Origin of the sequence: Pseudomonas sp. Choline-02u-1, assembly GCF_002836515.1 — a bacterium.
Lineage (GTDB): Bacteria > Pseudomonadota > Gammaproteobacteria > Pseudomonadales > Pseudomonadaceae > Aquipseudomonas.
On the sequence record NZ_PJBC01000009.1, the window covers coordinates 21097 to 41947 of the forward strand.

Annotated in this window: 10 protein-coding genes; 6 read left to right on the plus strand and 4 right to left on the minus strand. The window is 60.3% G+C overall.

Features of this window, described 5'->3' with window-relative positions:
- Positions 1-58 precede the first annotated feature (58 nt).
- Positions 59-646, plus strand: coding sequence for a TIGR00730 family Rossman fold protein (locus CXF97_RS07905; RefSeq protein ID WP_101157718.1), 588 nt, complete (start codon positions 59-61; stop codon positions 644-646).
- A 68-nt stretch (positions 647-714) separates the two neighbouring features.
- Positions 715-912, plus strand: coding sequence for a hypothetical protein (locus tag CXF97_RS07910; RefSeq protein ID WP_101157720.1), 198 nt, complete (start codon positions 715-717; stop codon positions 910-912).
- 208 nt (positions 913-1120) lie between these two features.
- On the opposite strand, the gene CXF97_RS07915 is transcribed toward CXF97_RS07910, so the two are convergent.
- The 4 genes from CXF97_RS07915 to CXF97_RS07930 all read right to left on the minus strand — a co-directional run bounded on the left by CXF97_RS07915 (position 1121) and on the right by CXF97_RS07930 (position 10511).
- Positions 1121-2011, minus strand: a complete 891-nt coding sequence (locus tag CXF97_RS07915) for a transglutaminase family protein (protein WP_101157722.1) — start codon at positions 2009-2011, stop codon at positions 1121-1123.
- Positions 2011-4497, minus strand: a complete 2487-nt coding sequence (locus tag CXF97_RS07920) for a circularly permuted type 2 ATP-grasp protein (protein ID WP_101157723.1) — start codon at positions 4495-4497, stop codon at positions 2011-2013. The genes CXF97_RS07915 and CXF97_RS07920 overlap by 1 nt, the downstream gene beginning before the upstream one ends.
- 88 nt (positions 4498-4585) lie before the next feature.
- Positions 4586-7861, minus strand: a complete 3276-nt coding sequence (locus CXF97_RS07925) for a DUF2126 domain-containing protein (protein WP_101157725.1) — start codon at positions 7859-7861, stop codon at positions 4586-4588.
- A 337-nt stretch (positions 7862-8198) separates the two neighbouring features.
- Positions 8199-10511: a YgiQ family radical SAM protein gene (locus CXF97_RS07930; protein WP_101157775.1), complete on the minus strand. Its 2313-nt coding sequence runs from the start codon at positions 10509-10511 to the stop codon at positions 8199-8201.
- 404 nt (positions 10512-10915) lie between these two features.
- Here CXF97_RS07930 and CXF97_RS07935 point away from each other — a divergent pair, with 404 nt between their 5' ends.
- The 4 genes from CXF97_RS07935 to CXF97_RS07950 all read left to right on the plus strand — a co-directional run bounded on the left by CXF97_RS07935 (position 10916) and on the right by CXF97_RS07950 (position 20845).
- Positions 10916-13360, plus strand: a complete 2445-nt coding sequence (locus CXF97_RS07935) for a hypothetical protein (RefSeq protein ID WP_178081164.1) — start codon at positions 10916-10918, stop codon at positions 13358-13360.
- A gap of 167 nt (positions 13361-13527) precedes the next feature.
- Complete coding sequence (locus CXF97_RS07940) at positions 13528-16125, plus strand: hypothetical protein (protein ID WP_256589728.1); 2598 nt, start codon at positions 13528-13530, stop codon at positions 16123-16125.
- Positions 16126-16406: 281 nt separating this feature from the next.
- Entirely contained in the window at positions 16407-17393 is a 987-nt protein-coding gene (locus tag CXF97_RS07945; RefSeq protein ID WP_157830871.1) for a hypothetical protein, read from the plus strand.
- Positions 17330-20845, plus strand: a complete 3516-nt coding sequence (locus CXF97_RS07950) for an NEL-type E3 ubiquitin ligase domain-containing protein (protein ID WP_157830872.1) — start codon at positions 17330-17332, stop codon at positions 20843-20845. The genes CXF97_RS07945 and CXF97_RS07950 overlap by 64 nt, the downstream gene beginning before the upstream one ends.
- Positions 20846-20851 lie beyond the last annotated feature (6 nt).

Here is a 20851-nt window from a genome sequence, read left to right on the forward strand (position 1 = left end):
CTTGGAGCGCGGCGTGCCAGCCGTTACCCTGTGCGACTGATCGATTCAGGAGTAACGCATGTCGCTGAAATCCGTTTGTGTGTTTTGCGGTGCCAACGCCGGTACCGTGCCGGCTTATACCGAAGCCGCCGTGGCCCTTGGCCGGGCTCTGGCAAAGCGCAAGTTGACGCTGGTCTACGGCGGTGGCGCCGTCGGTTTGATGGGCATTGTCGCTGACGCAGCACTGGCCGCTGGCGGCGAAGTGATCGGCATCATCCCGCAAAGCCTGATGGACAAGGAGATCGGCCATAAAAGCCTGACACGCCTGGAAGTGGTCGACGGCATGCATGCGCGCAAGGCGCGGATGGCCGAACTCAGCGATGCCTTCATCGCCCTGCCCGGCGGCCTCGGCACGCTGGAAGAGTTGTTCGAAGTCTGGACCTGGGGCCAGCTCGGTTACCACGGCAAGCCTTTGGGGCTGCTGGAAGTGAACGGTTTCTACAGCAAACTCACGGACTTTCTCGATCATATCGTCGGCGAAGGCTTCGTTCGCGCGCCACACCGTGACATGCTGCAAGTGAGCGAATCGCCAGATTCCCTGCTCGACGCCCTCGATCAGTGGCAGCCGACCGTCACGCCCAAGTGGGTCGACCAAAAACCCGGTTAACCCCCCGGCACCGATACAGGGCAGAATACGCGCCGCTCAACCTCACCTTCGACCCAAGAGGATCGCCCATGGCCAAACCCAATTACTCCTTCGCCAAACGTCAACGAGACCTGGCAAAGGAACAGAAGAAAGAGGAAAAGCTTCAGCGCAAGAAGCAAACCGCTGAAGAAGCGGCACTGAACCCTGACGGGGAAGTGGCGACCGATGATGATGTTGATGCACCCGATGTAACCGATGCACCGAAAGATCAGACGCCCGACGCCTGAGCCCCACCGGGTTTGATGATCGAATCAGACCCTGCGGATTTGTGACGGGGCTGGCGGTTTTGCTGCCGGCCCTCACAGCCCTGCTTTCCCTGACACACCAAAATCCCTGTGGGAGCGAGCCTGCTCGCGAAAGCGGTGTATCTGTTACAAATCTATTGGCTGACCTGACGCTTTCGCGAGCAGGCTCGCTCCCACATCTGAAAACTCATCAATTCTCAGGCATCACCGTAACCCGCACCTCCGGGTCATGGTTACCGCCCCCGAGAATCACCCCCCGCAGCGGCGACACATCGCAGAAATCCCTTCCCCACGCCAGCGTGATGTGTTCCAGCGCCGGCCGCACGTTGTTGGTCGGATCGAAATCCACCCAACCCAGTACCGGGCAGAACACCGATACCCACGCATGCGAGGCGTCGGCGCCAATCAGTCGTGGCTGCCCCGGCGGTGGTTGGGTCAGCAGGTAGCCGCTGACATAACGCGCCGCCAGACCACGCGAGCGCACACAGGCCAGCATCAGATGCGCGAAGTCCTGACAGACCCCACGCCGGCGCTCCAGCACCTCCACCAGCGGTGTCGCCACCTGGGTGGCCTCGGCATCGAAGGTGAACTCGCTGAATATCTTCTGCATCAGCGCCTGCACGCCGAGCAGCAACGGTTGCCCCGGCGGAAAACAGCTTTGCGAGAAGTCGACGAAGCTGCGCTTCAAATGCACATAAGGCGACTGGAACCGGTAGCGGCAGGCTTCGAGCAAGTCGTCGCACAACGGCTGGCTGCTGTAGGTCAGCGCATCGCGGGTCTGCTCCCACGGCGGCGACTGACTGAAATCCAGCGCCGGCCGCACCAGCACCTCAACCGCCAGCCGGGCGTTGACCTGCAATTGGTCATGGGGCCGCTCAAAGGCCAAGCGCGTCAGTGGATTGCCGAACACGTCCAATTCATCGCGGCGCATCGTCGGCTCGGGGCTGATCAGCAATTGCTGCTCGGTGCAGCGCTGCCAGCTGCATTCGCGCGGCCACAGGTGCGCCAGTTGCTGCGCGAGGGACACCGGGCTGTCGTAGTGATAACAGGTGTCGTGAAAGATCTGGTACTGAGCGCTCATCACACGGACACCGTTCGCTGGCTGACATCATCGACATGGGCGAAATGGCGCAGCGCCAGACGATCCGATACCTGGCCGCTGGCTTCGGCGATTTCCTGCAACAGATCAGCCAGACCCTCCAGCGCGGCACGTACGCTGGATTTGCCGAACAAGGGGTTTTCCAGGCAACCGAGATCGAACCGCGAGAGGCGCTCGACCAATTGCGGCAGCCCGGTCTCGCGAGGCACGGCGAAATCCTCGTTCAGGCGTTTCAAGGTACGGGTGACCAGTTTCAGCTGAAACAGCACCGCGTGGGGGTTCTGCTCATCCAGCAGCAGCAAATCAAGCACCGGAATCAATTGCGCCACCGCCAGATACCGCGAGCGATAAGTAATGCTGCTGTTACCCAGTTCCAGCAGCCACTCCAGCCCCGCCTGATCGAACGCGCCCGCGCCGCGCAGAAACGCCGCCAGACTGCTGCTGAGAAATTGCAGGCGTTCGATGCGGCGGCCGATCATCAGAAACCGCCAGCCTTCATCGCGGGTCATGTCATCCAGCGCAAACCCCGACAGCGCCGCCAGCGACATCACCAGACGGTTGAGGAAATCCAGCAGTTCGGCGAAGTCCGGTTCATCGACTTCCAGCTCCAGCGCTTCGCGCTGCAACTCGACCAGCGCTTGCCAGTTCTCCCGGGACAGCTTGCCGCGCACTTGCGAGGCGGCCCATTGCAGGCGCTGCAAATTGGAACGCAGGCTGAACGACCAATCTTCGCCCAGCAGCGCAGCGAGCAAGCGTTCCGGCAGTTCACCCTCATCCGGCAGCAACGCCAGACGTTCGCCCAAATCAACCGCTGCCTGCAACGCCTGCGGATCATCGCCGTCGACGTAGCGCGTGAGCATGATGCGCAGCAGCCGCGCGCTGTCGTCACAGCGCTCGCAGTAGCGGCCAAACCAGAACAGGTTTTCCACTACGCGCGACGGCAGATACGGATCGCGCCGCACCAGATCGTGCACGCCGACATTGCGCTGTGCCTTCCATTGCTCGCCGCTCGGCGCAAGGTCGCCGAGCACCCAGGTGTCCTTGCTTGCGCCGCCGCGCTGCATCGACACCACCTCGGCATCGGCGTCGGCCGCCACCCGGGTCAGACCTCCCGGCAACACGCGGTAGCCGTCGTGGCTGGCGACTGCATACATGCGCATGCCAATCGCGCGAGGTTGCAGGTGACCGTCTTCGGCCTGCCAGACCGGCGCCTGCGACAGCTGCGCGAGTTCTTGCGCAACATAGGCATAAGGCCGCGCCTGCATGCGCTGCGCCAACTCGAGACGCTGGCCTTCACTCAAGTCACGCCCGAATACCGGGGCGAAGCTCTGCGACGGGAACGCCGGTTTGATCAACAGCTGCGCAAGTTTCTCCAGCGCTTGCGCCAGCACCGGCGCCTCGCCGCACCACCAGGTAGCGATCGACGGCAGAATCAGGTCTTCGCCGAACAGGTATTGATTGATCTTCGGCAGAAACCCCAACAGCCCCGGCGATTCCAGCACGCCGCTGCCCAGCGCATTGGCCACCAGTACCCGCCCCTGACGCACCGCCTCAAGCAGACCGGGCACGCCGAGCGCCGAATCGGTACGCAGTTCCAGCGGGTCGCAGAAATCATCGTCGAGGCGGCGCATGATCGCGTGCACCCGGCGCAGGCCGCTGAGGGTTTTCAGGTACACCGTGGCATTGCGCACAGTCAGATCGCCGCCCTCGACCAGCGGATAGCCGAGCTGACGAGCCAGATACAGATGTTCGAAATAACTTTCGTTGAACCGGCCCGGGGTCAGCAGCACCACCAGCGGTGCGTCATCGCCCTGCGGTGCCTGACGGGCCAAAGTTTCCTGCAACGTGCGGAAGAATCCAGCCAGATGCTGGACCTTCAGATCGCGGTACAGATCGGGGAAAGCGCGAGAGACGATGGTGCGGTTTTCCAGGGCATAGCCGGCACCGGATGGCGCCTGAGTGCGATCGGCGGTCACCCACCAGCGACCATCCGGCGTGCGCGCCAGATCCACGGCATACAAATGCAAAAAAGCTGACTCGGGCGGGGCAATGCCCTGACAGGGCCAAAGAAAATTGTTGTGCCCGAACACCAGCTCTGCCGGCAGCAGGCCTTCACTGATCAACCGCTGCGGACCGTACAGATCCGCCAGCACTGCGTTGAGCAAGCGCGCACGCTGAGCGATGCCGGCGGACAATTGCTGCCATTCATCAGCCGCGATCACATGGGGCAGCAGATCCAGTTCCCACGGCCGGTCAGCGCCCTTGGGATCGGCATAGACGTTATAGGTGACGCCGTTTTCCTGAATCTGCCGCGCCAGCAAGGCCTGACGCTGCACCAGTTGTGCTGGACTGCTGCGTTGCAACTGATCGAACAGGCGCTGCCAATGCGCACGCACTGCGCCGCTGCCGTCGAGCAGTTCGTGATAGGTGCCCGCAGTCAGCGGGTAGCGGTCTAACAGGTCAGGCATGGAAAGCTCGGCAGACAGCAGGGAACGGTCAGACTAACGCAGGCACATGACACGCGGATATACGAAAAATCCGCGTGTTGCGTAGGCTCTAGTAACGGCGCAGGTCGATGGTCATCGGTAGCTCGTCATTGATTTCTACCTTGGGTACGGGAAGTTTCCCCGGCGTGTGTCCGAGGCGGAAAAACCGCGCCATGCGCCGGCTCTCCGCTTCATTGGCATTGACCGGCAAGGTCTCGTAATTGCGCCCGCCGGGATGGGCGACGTGGTACTGGCAACCACCCAGCGAACGCCCCATCCAGGTATCGAGCAGGTCGAATACCAACGGCGCGTGCACCGGTATGGTCGGATGCAAGCAGTTGGCTGGTTGCCAGGCTCGAAAGCGCACCCCGGCGACAAACTCACCCACCCGCCCGGTCGGGTGCAACGGCACCGCGACGCCATTGCAAGTCAGCAGATAGCGCTGCGGCGGCAATCCATTAAGCTTGACCTGCAAGCGCTCCAGCGATGAATCGACGTAGCGCACCGTGCCGCCCGCCGAGCCCTCCTCGCCCAGCACGTGCCAGGGTTCGAGCGCCTGACGCAGCTCCAGCTCGATGCCATTGACGACGTAGTCGCCGACCTTGGGAAAACGAAACTCCAGATGCGCCGCGAACCACTCCGCACGCAACGGATAGCCGGCGTTGTTGAGTTCGACGATGACGTCGGCGAAATCCTCTTCGATAAAGTGCGGCAGCAAAAAGCGATCGTGCAGCTCGGTGCCCCAGCGTGCCAGTTTCGCCGGCGCATAAGGCTCGCGCCAAAAGCGCGCGACCAGCGCCCGCAGCAGCAACTGCTGAGCCAGACTCATGCGCGCATGGGGCGGCATTTCAAAAGCGCGCAGTTCCAGCAAGCCGAGACGCCCGGTGGCGCCGTCCGGTGAATACAGTTTGTCGATGCAGAATTCGGCGCGATGGGTATTGCCGGTGACGTCGATCAGCAGATTGCGCAACAGTCGATCGACCAGCCACGGCGCACATTCCTCGCCCGGTTCCGGCATCTGCGCGAAAGCGATTTCCAGTTCGTACAAGGCGTCATTACGCGCCTCGTCGACGCGTGGCGCCTGGGACGTCGGGCCGATGAAGAGGCCGGAAAACAGGTACGACAGCGAAGGATGGTTGTGCCAGTAGCTGATCAGGCTGCGCAGCAGATCCGGCCGCCGCAGAAACGGTGAGTCCGCCGGTGTCGCGCCGCCAAGGACGAAATGGTTGCCGCCGCCGGTGCCGGTGTGGCGCCCGTCGATCATGAACTTCTCGGTGGTCAGGCGGGTTTGCCGTGCCTGTTCGTAGAGAAACTCGGTGCGCTCGACCAACTCGTCCCAGCTCGCCGATGGCTGCACGTTGACCTCGATCACGCCCGGGTCCGGAGTGACACGGTAATTGCTCAGGCGCGGATCACTCGGCGGTTCATAGCCTTCCAGCAGTACCGGGCAATGCAGTTCTTCGGCGGTGGCCTCAATGGCCGAGACCAGTTCCAGATAATCCTCGACCCGCTCCAGCGGCGGCATGAACAGATACAGCCGCCCTTCGCGGGCCTCGGCGCAGAATGCGGTACGGGTCAGCCAGTCAGCGGACTCATCGATTTTCGGCACCCGCTCATCCAGCGCAGCCGGTTCGCCGTGCACACCGAGCTGCGCGGCACCCGGCAGTTCAGCGAAGTCCTGATTCGGATCGTTGGGATGGATGAACGGATATTCCGCCGCTTTCACCCACGGCTGCGAGGCCAGCGGCAAGCGATAACCCAACGGCGAATCCCCCGGCACCAAGCGACAGTGCTCATCGCGCAGATACCAACGCCCGCTCTGCCATTGATCGCCCTTGGCCGTGCGTGCCAGCGGCAGCACTTGGCCGATCACCTTGTTCAGGCCCTGACTGAAGACCTTGCGCAACCGGGCGCGCTCCAGCGGTTCCTCCAGACGCGAATCTTCGGCGCTGACGTTGCCGGGCAACGCGCCCTCACGCCAGAGGTAATAGAGATGATCCTCGTAAGCCGGGAAAACGAAGCGTGCTGGCAACTTCAAGCGCTCGGCGACGCTGCCGAGAAAGCGTCCGGCCAGTTCGCCGTCGGCGCCATAGTCCTGCTGTTCGTCGGCGATCAATGCGTCGTTGTGCCAGATCGCCTGACCGTCGCGGCGCCAGTAACAATTGAGCGACCAGCGCGGTAATTGCTCGCCGGGATACCACTTGCCCTGACCGAAATGCACCAGCCCCTGCGGTGCATATTGCTTGCGCATGCGTTGGAACAGTTCGGCGGACAGCCGACGCTTGTCCGGCCCCAGCGCGGCAGTGTTCCATTCGGCGCCGTCCGGGTCGTCAATGGAGACGAAGGTCGGTTCGCCGCCCATTGTCAGGCGCACATCGCCTTCGAGCAGATCGGCATCGATCTGTCGGCCCAGCGCCTGGATCGCCCGCCACTGTTCATCGGTGTAGGGCTTGGTGACACGTGGTGCTTCCCAGATTCGCTCGACCGACATTTCGTGGCTGAACTGTGTCTCGCAAGGTTCGACCAGACCACTGATCGGCGCCGCCGAGGACGGATCGGGACTGCACGCCAACGGAATATGCCCTTCCCCGGCGAACAACCCGGACGTCGCGTCGAGGCCGATCCAGCCGGCACCCGGCAGATACACCTCGCACCAGGCGTGCAGGTCGGTGAAGTCGACGTCGGTGCCGGACGGGCCGTCGAGGCTTTTTACGTCGGCGCTCAGTTGAATCAGGTAGCCGGAAACAAACCGCGCCGCCAGACCGAGATTGCGCAACAGCTGCACCAGCAACCATGCCGAATCGCGGCAGGAACCGGAGGCGTGCTGCAGCGTGTGCTCCGGGGTCTGCACGCCCGGCTCCATGCGGATCAGGTAACCGATGTCTTCGCTGAGACGCTGATTGAGCGCCACCAGAAAATCCACCGCCGGCAACGGCGTGCGGTCGATGCTGTCCAGGTAAGCCTTGAACGTAGGCGTCAGTGGCAGGGTTTCGAGGTACGGCGCCAGCTCCTTGCGCTCATCGGCGGCGTAGCTGAACGGGATTTTTTCGGCGTACGGTTCGAGGAAGAAATCGAACGGATTGAACACCGCCATTTCCGCCACCAGATCGACTTCGATGCGCAGTTCTGCGGTTTTCTCGGGGAACACCAGACGCGCCAGGTAGTTGCCCTGCGGGTCCTGCTGCCAGTTGATGAAATGCTGCTCGGGCGAGACTTTCAGCGCATAGGACAAAATCCGCGTGCGACTGTGGGGCGCCGGGCGCAGGCGGACGATCTGCGGGCCGAGTTCGACAGCGCGGTCGTAGCGATAATGCGTGACGTGATGCAATGCGACATGAATCGACACGGCGTGCCTCCTGCGAGCCTGGGCGTAGAGGAAAGCGCGCAAGACTTATGCCATGCACAGGCTTGCGCGCTTTCGCGAAATGCTCAAGGCAGTACAGCACCAAAACCGGGCGACGCGAGGAAATGCTTGGGCGAGTTTGCTTCTATTTGTGGCAGGCAGGTGGTGATGGCTGCCTGTACCGGCCCCTTCGCGAGCAAGCCCGCTCCCACATTTGGAATGCTTTCCTCTGTGGGAGCGGGCTCGCTCGCGAAGAGGCCAGTGGCAACAACTCATTCCTGAGGCCTGAAATGCAAAACGCCAACCCGAAGGTTGGCGTTCTGTTCAGCTCAAGCGCTGTTTAGCGCGGCACGACCGGCTTGCGCGTCGGCTTCGGCCCTTTGCCTTTGGCCGCATCCTTGCGTTCCTTGGCCGCCTGCTGGTTGCGGGCGAACGCCGCAGCCTTGGCCTGTTCACGCTTGTCCCACGGATTACCGCCATCACTGGCACGCGGCGGCAGGCCGGTGTGCTGGGTGAGGATCTTGGTGGTCTTCTCTTTGCCTTCCTTCGCCACTTTATGGCTGCCGGCCGGCGTCGAGTTCTTGCGACGGGCGCTCTGGTAGCTGTCGGTCGCTGGCTGATGCGCCGGGATCAGTTGATCCTTGCCCGGCCCGATCAGATCGCCACGGCCCATGCGGATCAATGCTTCGCGCAGCATCGGCCAGCCTTTCGGGTCGTGATAACGCAAGAACGCCTTGTGCAGGCGGCGCTGATCCTCGCTCTTGACGATGGTCACGCCGTCGCTCTTGTACGTCACTTTGCGCAGCGGGTTCTTGCCCGAGTGGTACATCGCGGTGGCAGTGGCCATCGGCGACGGGTAGAACGCCTGCACCTGGTCGGCGCGGAAGCCGTTGCCCTTGAGCCACAGCGCCAGGTTCATCATGTCTTCGTCGGTGGTGCCCGGGTGCGCGGCGATGAAGTACGGAATCAGGTACTGCTCCTTGCCCGCTTCCTTGGTGTACTTCTCGAACATGCGCTTGAACTTGTCATAGCTGCCGATGCCCGGTTTCATCATCTGGTTGAGCGGACCTTCCTCGGTGTGCTCCGGGGCGATCTTCAGGTAACCGCCGACGTGGTGGGTCACCAGTTCCTTGACGTACTCCGGCGACTCGACGGCGAGGTCGTAGCGCAGGCCGGAAGCGATCAGAATCTTCTTCACACCCGGCAAGGCACGGGCGCTGCGGTACAGCTGAATCAACGACGAATGGTCGGTGTTCAGGTTCGGGCAGATACCGGGGAAAACGCAGGAAGGCTTGCGGCACGCGGATTCGATTTCCGGGCTCTTGCAGGCGATGCGGTACATGTTCGCGGTTGGCCCGCCGAGGTCGGAGATGACGCCGGTGAAGCCTGGGACCTTGTCGCGGATCTCTTCGATTTCGCGAATGATCGATTCTTCGGAACGGTTCTGGATGATCCGGCCTTCGTGCTCGGTGATCGAGCAGAAGGTGCAGCCGCCGAAGCAGCCACGCATGATGTTCACCGAGAAACGGATCATGTCGTAGGCGGGGATTTTCTCCTTGCCGTACGCCGGGTGCGGAACACGCGCGTAAGGCATGCCGAACACGTAGTCCATTTCTTCAGTGGTCATCGGAATCGGCGGCGGGTTGAACCAGACGTCGATCTCGCCGTGCTTCTGCACCAGCGCGCGGGCGTTGCCCGGGTTGGTTTCCAGGTGCAGCACGCGGTTGGCGTGGGCGTACAGAACCGGGTCGTTGCGGACTTTTTCCATCGAAGGCAGGCGGATAACGGTCTTGTCGCGGGTCATGCGCGGGCTGGCCAGGATCTGCACGACCTTGGCTTCCTGCGGATCTTCAACCGGGCCTTTCTCTTGCTCGATGGCGCAGGCCTGAGTGTCCTGGGTGTTGACGTACGGGTTGATGATCTTGTCGACCTTGCCCGGCCGATCGATGCGCGTGGAGTCGACTTCGTACCAGCCCTGCGGCGTGTCGCGACGGATGAACGCGGTGCCGCGCACATCGGTGATGTCTTCGATCTTGTGGCCCCAGGACAGGCGCTGGGCAACTTCGACAATCGCACGCTCGGCGTTGCCGTACAGCAGAATGTCGGCGCTGGCGTCGATCAGGATCGAGTTGCGCACGCGATCCTGCCAGTAGTCGTAGTGAGCGATGCGGCGCAACGAGGCTTCGATGCCGCCGAGCACGATCGGCACGTGCTTGTAGGCTTCCTTGCAACGCTGGCTATAAACCAGGCTCGCGCGGTCCGGACGCTTGCCGGCCATGCCGCCTGGCGTGTAAGCGTCGTCGGAACGGATTTTCTTGTCTGCGGTGTAGCGGTTGATCATCGAGTCCATGTTGCCCGCCGCGACGCCGAAAAACAGATTCGGCTCGCCAAGCTTCATGAAGTCGTCTTTGGACTGCCAGTTCGGTTGCGCAATGATCCCGACGCGAAAGCCTTGCGACTCCAGCAGCCGGCCGATGATCGCCATGCCGAACGACGGATGATCGACGTAGGCATCTCCGGTAACAATGATGATGTCGCACGAATCCCAGCCAAGCTGATCCATCTCCTCCCTGCTCATCGGCAGGAATGGCGCTGGCCCGAAACATTCGGCCCAATATTTTGGATAGTCAAATAACGGCTTGGCTGCTTGCATGTCGACGACCGGTGTTGAAGTGAAAAATCGCGGGCGCGGAATATAGCACAAATTTTGACCAATTCCGACGACGGTGGTCGGTTTCTCCAAGAGGCTGCCCATCCGGGCACTACGCGTTTCATATGAACGCACAACGCACGACACGGCAAGGAAGCCGACCACTCAGCGCATCTCATATGGGATAGCGAGGCGTGAATGTTAAAGGATGACAAGCAATGCCAATCAAACCGCCAATCAGAGGCTCAACAATCGCATCGGTTCATGGGACGCACGTCAGCGACTCGGTGCCCAGGCCCGGTAACAGGAATTCAGTCGGCGGCACGTTGGTGTTCCCCTCTCCTGCCCGACTCCCTTCGACACCGACGCTGACGCCAACCGATCCAGCTCAACCGGTCATTACTCCCGTGCCACCGCGAGTCGGGCTCAGGTCGACAGCGAACTCGGCACCGGTCCCCGCTCTGCCCGAACGTTCCCTGAAGGACTACTGGATCACTTCGCTGGCGGTGCTGCCGGCACATGACGCCCAAGGTATTTCGGTCCACAGGGGACGTCAGTACGTTAAGGTGCCAGACGGCGGCACCGTCCAGATCGGAGTGGATCCGGCCAGCGGCCTCTATCGCGCAAAATTACCGAGTGAATTGATACCCACAGGGCCGGTGTTAAAGCCCGACGCCGAGAGTGCGCTGTGGTACCCGGTTGAACGCTCGGTGCCGTTGACCTATGCGTTATCGACTGCACGCCTGGAGGCGTTTCGCACCAACCTGGATTTCAGCACGGCCGATCCAGGCAGTGATGGACTGTATCGCTTCAATGGCAAGCTCTACGCGCGGATAGAGCAACACGCCTATCAAGTCCTGCATGATCTCGATGCCTCGTCGCCGCAGAGACCGGTGATGCGCATCGTTCGCCCCGAGGACGCGGTCGCCAGCGACGCTGACAACCTTTATGTGGCTACGCGCCCTGGCAGTTCGGAGCCTGTCGCTTTCGATAGCCGGTATGGCTGGCAGGGCACCATTGTGTACGGTGCCGCAGGAATGCCGCGAACCGTGACGCAACCTTCAAGTGTTTTCTGGCAGCGTCTGGAAGTGGCCTCTGAACTTGACCGGATAAATCTGCGGGTCCAAACAGCGCACGAGAAACGTCAAGAGCTGATTGCTGCATGGCTGACTGCGAAGGACCTGGAGGGTGAGCCCGCCACGAGGGTTGCTGGCGAATTAAGGGCTCTTGTCAATCGCGAACTGCACAGCCACAAGGAGTTGAAAAGTCTGGGGAAGGCTCTGAACTACTACAGAGACCAGAAATCCGTCGTAAGCACCCTTATCACGGAGGAAGGTTACAGAACCAAAATGATCGCGCTGCAGAAAAAGCAAATGCTCGCCTATCAACAACTTGTAGAGTGCGGCCTGAGTCGTCGCGCGCTGGAAGGTCCGCTACTTGACCTCACCCCGGACAGGCTCCCTCGGACCGTCAGCTTCCTCAACCGATTGATGGGCCATCTCAAAGAGCGTCAGCTCATTGCCGATAATCTATTGAAGAAATGGAAGGTCTCGCCGGACGATTCGAGCGACATACTTTCATCGGCAGATACTCATAACGTCGTCGCCTCGTGGGTGCTCACCAAAAGCATACTGCTGGACAATCCTCAAGCGGCCGGCAACGCTGTTCAGGCCTCTGACCTGGCCGTCCAGTTCGGTCAGGCAACCTTCGTTTACGCAGCACTTGGCAAAATCCCGCAAGAGCTGCACGTATCGGTACTCAGTGGCCTGTCTCAGCAATGCGCAGCACTGCGCGACTGGTACGATCGACTGGACCTGCCAGCCGGCCCCGAACACGCCACCTCACGCAATGACATCAACGCAGAAATCCAAGCGTTGGAACACACCCTGGAAACTCGCCTGACGCGTATCTACCTGGACCAGCCGGACAGTTCCGCACGGCCAGCCCCCGAGCAGCCGATTGACTTCGACTATATCCCGCCACAAGACCGAAGCGGACCCGAACCCAAGCCCTGGCGGCTTTTTCGAGCGAAAAAACACGGTGTCAGCAAGATCAGTATCGGCGCGTCGCGACGCACCGCTCTTGGAGAAGAAGTCATCGACGTCAGCAACCCCTTCGATCCGAAGCAAACCGTTCAAACCTACGAACACAGAGAGGGCGAATGGCGCCCGGCGCAGACGGTGCGGGAAAAGCCCTTGCCGGCGCTGCTGGCGGACGCCGACCAACAACTGCACAAATCCTACTCGCACGTAAAGACTGCCCTCAGGGAAGAGCGGGGGAAAATCAACCCGGACAACATTGTCGAAACGCTTGAAGAAAAGGCCAAAGCGCTGGATGACACGGCCCTGCAGCTACAGCGGTTCGAACGCAGCGATGCCAATGCCGGGGCATTGATCCAAAAGCTTAAGCAGGACAGTCAGCGCCTGCGAACTACAGGTGAAGACATACGCGTCCGGATTTACAAGGACAAGAATTTTCTCTGCGTCGACCGGGTGATTTATCTGATCGACAGGGGCCACATCCGGGCGCAAAAAACCGCCACCCGACTGAAACGGGGCAAGCGCCAGGACAGAGAATACCTCGACATATACGTACTGACGGATGCCCATACCGGCGCGCCACTCTGGCACGCGCATTTTCATTATCCTGCCGTCGACACGTCCGCTCTGAACTTCAACGTGCGCGGCGCCCACCTGAAAACCCTTGAGCAAAGCGCAATGGGCAGTGTGTCGCAACGCAGAGAGGAGCAGGCGGGACGGCAACACGTCGCCATCTGGCGCCATTACTTCGACGGACGCACCGCGCAGAGAATTTTCGACCTCGCGGCGACCACCACCGATCGCGTCATGTGATGGCTGCTCCTCGGCCGGGCGTAGTACCGCCCGACCGAGAAATAATCGATGCACCGTTCGCCGGTAACGAATCCGACCCAGCACTTCGCAATCCCGCTCAGGCCATGACGCCACGAGCTCCAGCAGCATCGGACAGCTGCTGGCAAACTTTACAAGGAAGGTAAGACATGCCAATCAAAACACCGCCAAAAAGAACGATTACCGCCCAGGTGCATCAGCGGTCGGATACCGCAGTGGATTCAGCTGATCTTCGCCCCGGCATACCGGTGCGGCCAGGCTTCGAAACTGCTGCCTCGTTCGATCCGCAATTCCGACCGACCAGGACAACAGGCAGCAACGACCACGACGCAATCACCCAGGCTCCCACCGTTACTGTGCACCCTTCGACATCGCCGAACGAAACACCACGCGCAGCCTTTCTACCGCTGGAGCATTATCGGGTGATGGCCACTGCCAGCTTGCCGGCAGCCAATATCGAGGGCTTCAGAATTCACAAAGGCCGCCAATATGTCGACGTGGTCGATGTCGGGATTGTGCAGATCGCCAAAGACGCCGACACCGGGCAGTACCGGGCTCATCTTGCAAGCGAATCGAAACCTTCCGGCCCTGTTTTGCACCGTGATGGCGATAGCGGATTCTGGCGGGCAAACGACAACGACGAAGTCATTACTGCCCCTCTTACCGATGTCGGCCTGCAAGCGTTTCGCACGGATCTGGACTTCAGTACGAGCGAACCCGACATCGACGGTTTGTTTCGACACGACGGCAAACGCTACGCGCTCATCCACGATCATGCTTATCAGGTCATGCTTGATAAGGATGGCTCTACGCCGGTGCAAAAGGTCTGGCGTATCGTTAATGCCAAAGATCCTGTGGCCAGTGATAGCGACAACATCTATCACGCCAGCCGTAGTGGAGAATCGCGGGCCGTCACACGCAACGCCAACGACACCTGGGTTTCTGTCTCCACCGGCTTGCCTGGAGGCATGCGCCGCCATGAGGCGATCCCGATTCTGCTGCAACGGTATGAGCCTTTCGTCACCAGAATGAACGAGATTAACCAGTCCGCGGAGCGCTATAACGTGCTCGCGGCGCAGGCAGACGCTCTGCCGAGCGGCAGCGCAGGGCGAACGGCAGCATTGATCGCCGTTGAAGTTCACCTGCTCAGGCACATCAAAAAGCAGGCTGACAATTTGCAGTCGATACTCGATCACAAATCGTGGTTGATTCACCTCAAAGCCAACGGGATTTTCGCCGAAGAGCTGCACGCCCTTCGCCTGGATCATGTGGAATACCTGAACCGACTGATGAAGGTCATGAACTTCAGAGGCGAGTCGCTGTTCACCACGCTGTCTGCTGACAACTGCATAAAAGTCATCAGCTTCATGAACAAAAAGCTGAAGCTTCTCGAAGACCGGGAGGTGGTGATGGGGCTGATCCTGAAAGCTGACCGAGGAGCGGCCCCGATACTTGCAGAACTCCGTAATGAAGTGGCCACGGCCGAGCGCATCAACTTCAACAAGCTGAACCTGTACGTCCACTTGTTCGCAGGCACGCCTGACCATTCGCCAAACGTGACCATGCGCTCGCTGTACTCCATCGACCTCATCACCGGCGATCTGCACAACATTCCCGAAGGCGCGCAGCCATTGTCGCTGATGCTGACCCTCGATCAGATAAGAGGTGAAAGAGGTCGCTTTGAAGCAGAGCTGTCGGCAGACAGCGTCAAAGCCGAGTACGCCAGGGAGATCCTCGCGCTGACCGATCAATTCGAGACCGGCATCGAAACTCGCTTGAAAGAAATCTTTGCCTCGTCCAACCGCAATATCGAGCTGCCCAGCCTGGATCAGAACATCGACTTCGATTTCATTCCGCCCAAGCCAAGCGATAACGTGTCAGCCCGACCGCCGTCGATGAGGAAAGTGTTCCGCACCCGACGGCACGGCACCTCTCGAGTAATGGTTGGCGACACGGAAACCGCCGCAGACGGCAGCGTTATCGTCAAGGTTTCCAATCCGTTCCAGCCAAATGGCCTGGTCGAACGATACGAGAAAAGGCAGGGTGAATGGCTGCCTGTTCGTCCGCCTATCGTCAGCACTCCGCGACCGGAACTGATCGCCGAGGCCAACCGCTTATTGGTTGACGTTGAAAAGCACATTGCCCAGGCACGGAGCAAAGAAACCGCTAAAGACAATCCGACGGAAATAATTGAAGAGCTGGAAAAAGCCATCGATCCGCTCAACGAGCAGTCACGCCGCCTGCAAAACCACGATACAGCAGCCGAGGACGCCGAGATCCAGAGTTTGGCCGAACGCTTGCAAACGGCTGCCGACACACTGACCGCGCATGGCCAAAGCGTGCTGGTGCGGATGTACAAGAACAAGGAGGTGCTGGACATCATGCGCCTGAACTGGCTGATCGATCACGGCGAGCTCAAAGCACTGAAAACGGTTGACCGCAAACAGCTGGGCAAAGGCAAAGGGAAATCCTTTCTCGACGTTTACTCAATCAGCAATCGCGCTGACGATGCGCCGTTGTGGGAGGCGCATTTTCATTATGAAAAACACAACAGTGAGCCAATGAATTTCACGATCAGGGGCAGCCATCTGAAAACCCTGGAACAGAGCAAGCGCGGCAGCGAGTCGCAACGCCGCGACGAGCAGGCCGGCCTGCCTCACGTCGCAATCTGGCGACAGACCTTCGATGGCAAGACCGCAAAAAAGATTTTTGCCCTTGCCACCGAAGCAGCCGCAGCAACCCGCTGATTCTCAACCCGGCAATGACGCCGAACCGACCCGCCACTGCCCGTTTGCGGCAGTGGCGGGCAAGTATTACAGGGAAGTTACCCATGCCAATCAAGCCGCCACCCAAAGGCAATATTTCAGGCAACACCCACGTTCGCCCGACACCGACGCCGGACGTGACTACACCGCGTCCCGATACGACATTGCGACCAGGCTTGGACAGCCCTGGCCTGCCAACACAATCCTCCCGGCCTGCAGGCGACGCTGATCTCGATGGGATCACACCGGCGCCCACGATCACCATGCATCCAGCGAATACGCCGAACGAAACATCACGCGCAACCGTTCTGCCGCTGGAGGACTATCGGGTGATGGGCGCCGTCGGTCTGCCAGCAATCAATGCCGAGGGCTTGCGCATATTCAAGGGACGACACTATGTCGATGTGGCCGAGATCGGCACCGTTCAGGTCGCCCAGGATGCCGACAGCGGTCTGTTCCGCGCCAGGTTGCCCAGCGAATCGAAAGCTTCCGGCCCGATTCTGCTGCGCGATCCGGACAGCGGATTGTGGTATCCGCTGGAAGAATTCGAACCGGTAACCTTCGCGCTGAGCGATAGCCGTCTGGCAGCGTTTCGAACGGCTCTGGTTTTGCGCGACGCGGAACCGGCCATCGACGGACTGCACCGCTTCGGCGGCAAGCTGTATGCGCTGATCGATAACCATGCTTATCAGGTATTGCACGATCCAGACGCTTCGACACCCGTAGCCAGCGTGATGCGTATCGTGCGCAGCGAGGACCCGGTCGCCAGTGACCGCGCTAACCTGTACGTCGCAACACGTCCGGGACGTTCGGAGCCGATTGTATTCGATGCCATACAAGGCTGGATGGGTACCACCGTAGCTGGCGTCGGCGGCATGATGCGTGGCGACGGCGCTGAAGTGCCTGCGCGCCCGGGCATGCGTGCGCGGCTGTCGCAGGCTCTGAACCGCCTGCGCAGCCCGCAATCGCGGGCACGAAAATTATTTCCGGACCACACCGACGAAGAAATCAGTCGTTTCATCACGTCCTTGGGCAATGACGTCTCTGGTGGGTTGACCCAGCGCGAAAGCGCCTACAAATCCCTCAAGACCGAGCTGGATGCCTGGCTGCAGCAATCCGCCAACGCAGCGCCACCGGGCACTTCGCCAACCCATGCACAGCAGATCGCGCAAAGCCTCAAGCGCTGTTGGCGCCACCAGACCGGAGCCATTTATGGCTTGAGGCTGGCAGCGGCACACTGCCGGCGCTGAAAGCAGATTTCAGCCATGTCCGGCACCTGACGCTGCAATCGGTTGCCTGGTCGGAAGCGGCGAGTACTTTGCTCGGCAATTTCTCCGGCCTGGAGGGGCTGCACATCAGCGGCTCGACCCTGGCCACGCTGCCCGCATCACTTGCACGGATGCCCGGCCTGAACAGCCTTGATCTGAGTTCGAACCGAATCGCCCTCAACGAACAAACGACTGCTGAACTGGGTTCGCTGAGCAAACTCAAGCATCTCGATCTGTCGGACAACCCATTGGGTCAAACGCCGGACTTTTCCGCCATGCCCGATCTCAAAACCCTGAAGCTGAGCAACGCACAACTGGATCAGTGGCCTGCCGGTCTGCACAAGCAGTCCCGGCTGACGCACCTGGACCTGCGCAACAACCGTTTGACCGCGGTCCCGGACGCGAACCTCAATCCACCCGCCGTTCAGTTCGAAGCGCTCGCCCGTATCAATAGCGTCACGCTGCTGGAGGGCAATCCGTTCCCGCCCGGCTACTGGACGAAACTGGAAGACTTTTGGCAACGGGTAGCGATCGAACAGCCGGAACTGGGCAACAGCGCGGCGGCCGATGCATTCAGGCTCCCCAGTGACATGCCGGAAACCGCCAGCGTGCAGCGGGTCTACCCTGATAAAAACCCAAAGCAGCTGCGCGCGTTTCTCCTCGCTCTGAACGACGACGGCAAAGCGCAACTGGCACGCCGTGTCGCAGCGCTGGATTCACTGGAATCCCAACTCGATGCTTATGTCAACGGCAGCCAGCCCGACGCATCCGGTGCTGACGCACCGGCAAAAATACAGGCGCGCCGTATCGGGGATATCATCAAAGCCTGTTGGCTGGATTCGACACACACGCTGAGGCTTGCGCTGATCAAGGCGCCACTGCCGAAACTCAGCGCCGACTTCAGCCATGTCAAATCGCTGTTTATCAATGCCGCTACGTGGTCGGGCGACGCCGAGACCTTCCTGGCTGGTTTCCCCAATCTCGAACGCCTGGTCATCAATCACTGCGGGCTGGAAGCTCTGCCCGCCCCCATCTCTGCCATGCATAACCTGACCAACCTGGATCTGGCCAGCAACCGTGTGCAATTGACGGAGGACAGCGCGACAGCCCTCAGTGCCATGAGTCAGCTCGAAGCGATCAACCTGAGCGATAATTCGGCCCTCGGTTCGATGCCTGATTTCAGCGCTCTGACGCGGGTAAGGCAAGTGCTGCTCAATAACACGGGCATCGACCAGTGGCCTAGCGGGTTGCAGGACAAGACCGAGCTGATCATCCTTGATTTGAGCAACAACCGTTTGAAGGAAGTGCCGCCGACTTACCTTGATCCGCCGGCAGAGCAGTTGCTGGCGATCGCCCGAATCAACGCCGCGACTGTACTCAAAGGCAACCGCTTTGCGGCCGGTTACGGTAAGAAGTTCGATGAGTTTTGGCGCCGCGTCAGCACAGTCGCTCCCCATCTGCTGGCTCACCCCAACTTCGATAGTGACAACTCCGTTGCGCAGCGTTACCAACGGCTGTTTCCAGGCAAGAACATGAAGCAGTGCAGGGAATACCTGTGGAGCCTCGACGCGGACACCGTAGTCACCAAAGTGCGCAGTCTCGAACGAGAATTCAAAGTACTGAAACGCCAGCTCGACGATTGGGTTTTTTCCGGCGGCGGCAATCTGGGCGGGTACATTCGCGCCGACCAACTGGCGCTCAATGCGCAAACCCGCCCTGACCGGGTTACCGCCAGCAACAAAATTATCAGTTGCTGGCGGCGCGAAACGCCTCAAAAACTCGCCAATGACGGAACTCCTATCGGTCTCGAGCTGGACCTCAGCGATCTGCGTCTGCCAAGCCTGCCGGACATTGACGTCGATTTCACTCACGTCGGCTCGCTCAAGCTCAGGAACATGAACCTGAGCACCTCACCGGAAGGTTTTCTCACCCGTTTCCGCCACATACGCTGGCTGGATATGGGGCGGAACCAACTGCGTGAACTACCGCCGGCCATTGGCGAAATGCAGGGTCTGACGCGTCTGTTTCTGGAAAGTAACCATATTTCCCTGAACGTCGATACTGCCCGGGTGCTAGGGGATCGCACCACCCTGCGCGCACTGGGGCTGCAGGATAACCCGCAGCTGGGCATCGTTCCCGATCTAAGCCGGATCGTCGACCTGCGTTCCATCGATTTGTCCCATACAGGAATCGAAACCTTCCCGACGGGATTGATGAATCAGCCGCTGCTGGACACGGTCAATCTGAACCACAACCGAATCACGGAAATTCCCGACGCCGTCATCGCGCCGCCAAATAATCAATTGGCGGACAGCGTGCGCGTCAACAACGTCACCGATATTTCGTACAACCCACTGTCGGACGCGACGGACGCACGCCTGTTTCGCTACAACAATCGCCTGAGAGCAGCCGGGACACCGCTGACAGGCGCAAGGAACATCATCGGCACGGCCATCGTACGTCCTGCGCCGTTTCGCGTTGTCATGAATGATCCGATAGACCGCTGGACCTCTGGATTCTCCGATGATCAAGTGGCCAACCGCAGTCGCCAATGGCAAACCCTGCGCGACCAGTCGCGCTCGGACGGTTTGTTCAACACACTAGAACGTCTGCTCGATACCCCCACCGGCCACCTGGCACTTCAGGGCCGTGTCTGGCGGTTGATCGACAGCATCACCGAAAACACGCCGCAGTCCGAACGCTTGCGCAACGAAGTCTTCGATCGCGCAGGCGAAGCGGCCTGCTGTGATCGGGCGGCATTCACCTTCGCCAACCTCGAAGTACTGTCAATGATGCACAGTGCGGTGGACCGGGCCGGTGACAAAACGCAGGGGCCGGAGCTGTTCAAACTGAACAGAGCGTTGTTCCGTTTGCACGAGGTCGACAAGATCGCCTCGGCGGATATCGCCCAACGCGAAGCAGCCATCGCCGCTGCCCGAACGCCCAACGAGGCCGCGAATATGCCTGCGCCACACGTGCCGGAAGAAATCGAAATCAGGCTGTTTTATCGCCATGGTCTGAAAGACCGCCTGCAACTGCCCGGGCAACCGGAAGAAATGGGGTTTGCCCACCTGGCGGGCGTCTCCAAAGCGCAAATGGAAAGTGCTTACCAAACCGTCATTGCGCGGGATAACTCAGCCGAGGAGTTTCAGGCATTGGTCTCGAGGGAGTTCTGGCAAACATACCTGACCCATAAATTTCAGGAAAACTTCGAAACCCAACGCCAGCCGTTCCAGGATCGTCAGGCAGCCCTCGACGAGTCATTTTCGGCGAATGAATTGTCGTTCGCCGACTACGACGCGCAATCAAAAACGATGCAGGCAGAATGGATGATCGAGGAAGCGGCCCTGATGGAAAAACTGAGTCGCCAGGAACTGGAGCAATACAAGGCCAGTGTCGCTGACGAGCAAGCCGCCGGCACAAGTGCGAGCTGAATGAGG